This is a genomic window from Arthrobacter sp. HMWF013 (assembly GCF_003061105.1).
Classification (GTDB): Bacteria; Actinomycetota; Actinomycetes; order Actinomycetales; family Micrococcaceae; genus Arthrobacter.
The window spans coordinates 1-3,641 of sequence record NZ_QAIQ01000637.1 but is presented as its reverse complement, the minus strand read 5'-3'; the positions used below and the strand labels follow the sequence as shown (position 1 = coordinate 3,641).

Genomic DNA, 3,641 nt, shown 5'->3' with positions numbered 1-3,641 from the left:
AGGTGGAACTGCTCCGCCGTGTGCGTGCGGACAACGCAGCTCAAACCGGCAGCATCAGCGGCGCCGAGATTGACGAACGCCTTCAGCGCGCCATGCTCATCACGGTCAACGGTGTGGCGGCCGGCCTCCGCAACACCGGCTAAGACGCCCTGGCACTACCCGCCGGCTTCCCCAGGACGCTCTCTCACTTAATGCAGGTTTTCCGCCGATGCTCTCTCACTTTCCTCAAGAAAGTGAGAGAGCGTTAGGGTTTTTCCTGCATTAAGTGAGAGAGCGTCGGGAATGTTGGGACGGGAAACCTGCCGGGATAAGGTTGGCGGCATGCCTTCGTTCCAGACCCGCCTGAAAATCACCGGACTGAAGCCTGGCAACCCGCCCGAGGCTGTGATGGCCGCGGCAGTTGAGGCGCTGGAGACCCGCCATCACGTGGAGTCCAACCAACTGGAGCTTGCCGGCGGCGTCCCCCAGCTGAACCTCCGGTTCCTCGTGGAGCCCACCGAATACAGCGGTGAGAACCTGCAAGCGCGCGAGTCGGCAGCCATGATGCGCGACGCCGTCGAACGCGTTGCCCTGACCGGCTCACTGATGGTGCTCCGGCGGAACCGCGGCCGCTGGGCTCCGATCTGATCCCCGCCGCCCTAGACAGGCGGCGGCTTAGTCTTCGGGTAGGGGCTCGTCCACGGGTGAGCGGGTACCGCGCCGTCGGGTGACAATGATTCCCACCACGATGCCGATCACCAGGCCGAGCGCCACTCCGATCAGCGAACTTGCCCAGAAAGGCAGCTTGGTAGCCGATCCGGTGAAGTAGCCCAGGCCCACCAGCCAGCTCGCCCAGAGCACGGCGCCCAGTCCGGCGCAGAGGCTGAAACCGCGTGCCGATACGTCCGCGATGCCGGCGGCGGCCGAGGTTGCCAGCCGCCCGCCGGGGATGAAGCGGGCGCCGATGATGGTTCCGTAGGTGGAGGAGCGGCCGGCCTTGGCGATGGCCTCATGCATCCCCACATGAATCCTGTGGCCCCACCGCCAGCGGTCCAGGACATGGCTGAGCCGGCGCTTGAACAGTTGGAACACCACGATGTCGCCGATCCAGGAAGCCAGCGCCGATAACGCTGCGACCAGGAAAACGTTGGCGCGGCCGTCAGCCGAGAGTGCCCCGCCGGTGATCACCACCATTTCGGAGGGGATGGGCGGGAAGATGGCGTCGCCGAGGACGATGGGGATGATCCAAAAGTAGATCGCCGCCCCCCAGCTGTCGGCGTTGCCAAAGTCCATGGCCACAAAGTACCGCACTTTCCGGTGGCGCCACCGTCACGGGTCCGCGGCGGATCAACCGCGGTGGCTGAGGTGCCGGGCCGCCCGCAGGTACCAGTACGGCCAGGCAACCCAGGCCGCGGCCCCGGCGGCTATGCCTGCTCCGCCAACGCCCCACCTGATCCATGCCGGAGCCTTTTCGACGGCGGCGAGCCCGGCAATGGGCAACGCAGCCACCACTGCGCCTCCTATGGCCTGTCCGAGCTTCGCCAGGTCGCGGGGATATTCTCCTGACTTCAGGAGCGCGCGGTGGGCCAGCAGGAACCAGCCTGCCTGGACAGCCATCGCGCCGATGCTGATTCCGGTGGACGCCGTGAAATCCAGCTTCTTGAAGACCAGGAGGAACGAGCTGGCGGATCCTGCCGCACTTGCGGCGATCACCAGCCAGATGGCAGCGTCGGACCCTGGCGTGCGGCGAAGGCGGCGGTGCACCTGGACTATCACGGGGATGCTGATCAGGTGGAAGATGCCTCCCGTGACGTCATTGATGGTGCCAAAGATGTACGGTCCCTGTTTTGGCACTTCGATGGCGTACATGGCACCGAGGGTGGCCACGCCGACCACGCCCACACCTGCCGAGGCGTACGCGAACCTGGCGGCCGTTCGGTCCCCTGGGATCTCGCTAAGTGTGTCCATAATGCTTCCTCGCTCGATGCGGAGGGCTGATAACAATCGTGGCACCTGGACGCATCAAGTCAAGCCATCAGTGCTACCCGGATCGACGCGGTGTTCGGTGGGGTCCGGCTAACCGGAGGGGCAGCTGCAGGGCCTATGAGCCGCTCCCCGTAAGTGGGAAACTGGCCGCATGCGGATCACCATCCTGCAGGGCGACATTACCACCCGCACCGTGGACGCGATCGTGAATGCGGCCAACTCCACCCTGCTCGGCGGCGGGGGAGTGGACGGTGCCATCCACCGCGCCGCCGGACCCGAGCTTTTGGCTGCCTGCCGCGGACTCCGCGACAGTGCACTGCGCCACGGGCTGGCACCCGGCGCCGCCGTCGCCACTCCGGGTTTCCAGCTGGCTGCACGCTGGGTGATCCACACCGTTGGGCCCAACCGGCGTGCGGGGCAGACCAACCCGGCGCTGCTGGTGTCATGCTTCAGCGAAAGCCTGCGGCTGGCGGACTCGCTGGTGGCAGGATCGCTCGCTTTCCCCGCAGTAGGTGGGGGAGTTTACGGCTGGAGCGGGCGCCAGGTTGCGGAAGCAGCGTACGACGCCGTCACGGGCTTTGGTGCCTCGCACCCCTCCAGTGCGCTGGAGGTGGTGGAGTTCGTGCTGTTCGGCCCGGAGATGGAAGAAGTCTTCAGGGCCGTGTTTGAGTAGCCTCGATTGGGGCAGCCTCGCTGAGCTCGCGCCGGCTGCGGTATTCCACGGGCTCCCTGCTGATGGGATCCACGAACCGGATACCCCGGGCCAGGAGCTGCAATGGTTTGGAGTAGTCGTCCGGCGCCTTGTCCAGCAGGTCCGGGTAGAACGCGTCGTTCACGATTCCCAGGCCCAGCGATGCCATGTGCACCCTCAGCTGGTGCGTCTTCCCGGAGTGCGGTTCGAGGCGGTACCGGGCAAGGCGGACGGAGCCCGTGCCGTGGAGTGAAGCGGCGGTGGTGCCCGCGGCGCCTTGCTGAGTGCCGCCGTCGAACGTTTCCAGCCGTTCGATCCGGGTCTCCGCGTTCGGCTCGCCCTCGATGACTTCGGCCAGCAGGTAGCTCCGGGACTTGGTCATCCGGTTCCGCACCACCACCGGAAACCCGGTTTCCGGGTAGCCGGGCGCTGGCTCTGCGGCGGAGACGCACTCGTATTCCTTCTGCACCTGGCGCTTCTCGAACAACACCTGGTAGTTGCCGCGGGTTTCGGGAGTCGTGGACAGCAGCAGTACGCCGGCGGTCATGCGGTCCAGGCGGTGCATGGGGATCAGGTCCGGGAGATCCAGCTGGTTCCGAAGCCGCACCAGTGCCGACTCCTGGATATAGGTGCCGCCAGGGGTAGTGGGCAGGAAATGCGGCTTGTCCACCACCAGCAGGTGCTCATCCTGATGCAGGATGTCCAGCTCCACCGGAATCCGTGTTTCGAGCGGGAGGGTGCGGTAGTACCAGATGAAGGTGTGGTCCTCGAGCCTGGTGGCCCGGTCCAATGGAGCGCCGCCCTCACCGACGATCTCGCCGGCGTCGAATCTGTCCTCGATGCCCTGCGGATCGATATGCCCCCAGCGGTGCATCATGTAGTCCATGGCAGTGGTCCACGGCCCCTCGTCCGGCAGGCGCAGGCGGGTGGCGTTCACGCCGTCGCGCACGGGAAGGGGGGATTGCATCACCGGTCCATTCTACTT

6 protein-coding genes are annotated in these 3,641 nt (G+C 66.1%); 3 read left to right on the top strand and 3 right to left on the bottom strand.

Annotated elements, in window-relative coordinates; all coding sequences use genetic code 11:
- Window positions 1-143, top strand: a 143-nt coding sequence (locus DBR22_RS25275; protein ID WP_146187610.1) for a phosphoenolpyruvate carboxylase, incomplete at its 5' end; no start/stop codon positions are given.
- Between the two features lie 178 nt (window positions 144-321).
- Window positions 322-627 (top strand): hypothetical protein, encoded by a 306-nt coding sequence (locus DBR22_RS21195; protein ID WP_108600619.1) that lies wholly within the window; start codon window positions 322-324, stop codon window positions 625-627.
- 27 nt (window positions 628-654) lie between these two features.
- Here the strand turns inward: DBR22_RS21195 and DBR22_RS21190 are convergent, their stop codons facing one another.
- Together DBR22_RS21190 and DBR22_RS21185 are read right to left on the bottom strand one after the other, a co-directional pair.
- Window positions 655-1,272, bottom strand: coding sequence for a DedA family protein (locus DBR22_RS21190; protein WP_108600618.1), 618 nt, complete (start codon window positions 1,270-1,272; stop codon window positions 655-657).
- Between the two features lie 54 nt (window positions 1,273-1,326).
- The gene (locus tag DBR22_RS21185; protein WP_108600617.1) at window positions 1,327-1,947 is read right to left on the bottom strand and encodes a hypothetical protein; all 621 of its coding nucleotides are present in this window, start codon (window positions 1,945-1,947) and stop codon (window positions 1,327-1,329) included.
- Between the two features lie 169 nt (window positions 1,948-2,116).
- Between DBR22_RS21185 and DBR22_RS21180 the strand changes: the two genes are divergently transcribed.
- Window positions 2,117-2,638, top strand: coding sequence for an O-acetyl-ADP-ribose deacetylase (locus DBR22_RS21180; RefSeq protein WP_108600616.1), 522 nt, complete (start codon window positions 2,117-2,119; stop codon window positions 2,636-2,638).
- Here the strand turns inward: DBR22_RS21180 and DBR22_RS21175 are convergent.
- Window positions 2,619-3,623: an RluA family pseudouridine synthase gene (locus DBR22_RS21175; protein ID WP_108600615.1), complete on the bottom strand. Its 1,005-nt coding sequence runs from the start codon at window positions 3,621-3,623 to the stop codon at window positions 2,619-2,621. The genes DBR22_RS21180 and DBR22_RS21175 overlap by 20 nt on opposite strands.
- Window positions 3,624-3,641 lie beyond the last annotated feature (18 nt).

Excerpts from the sequence above, each read along its gene's own strand:
- DBR22_RS21185 (WP_108600617.1), bottom strand. The coding sequence starts at position 1,947 with ATGGACACACTTAGCGAGATCCCAGGGGACCGAACGGCCGCCAGGTTC.
- DBR22_RS21175 (WP_108600615.1), bottom strand. The coding sequence starts at position 3,623 with ATGCAATCCCCCCTTCCCGTGCGCGACGGCGTGAACGCCACCCGCCTG.
- DBR22_RS21190 (WP_108600618.1), bottom strand. The coding sequence starts at position 1,272 with ATGGACTTTGGCAACGCCGACAGCTGGGGGGCGGCGATCTACTTTTGG.
- DBR22_RS21180 (WP_108600616.1), top strand. The coding sequence starts at position 2,117 with ATGCGGATCACCATCCTGCAGGGCGACATTACCACCCGCACCGTGGAC.
- DBR22_RS21195 (WP_108600619.1), top strand. The coding sequence starts at position 322 with ATGCCTTCGTTCCAGACCCGCCTGAAAATCACCGGACTGAAGCCTGGC.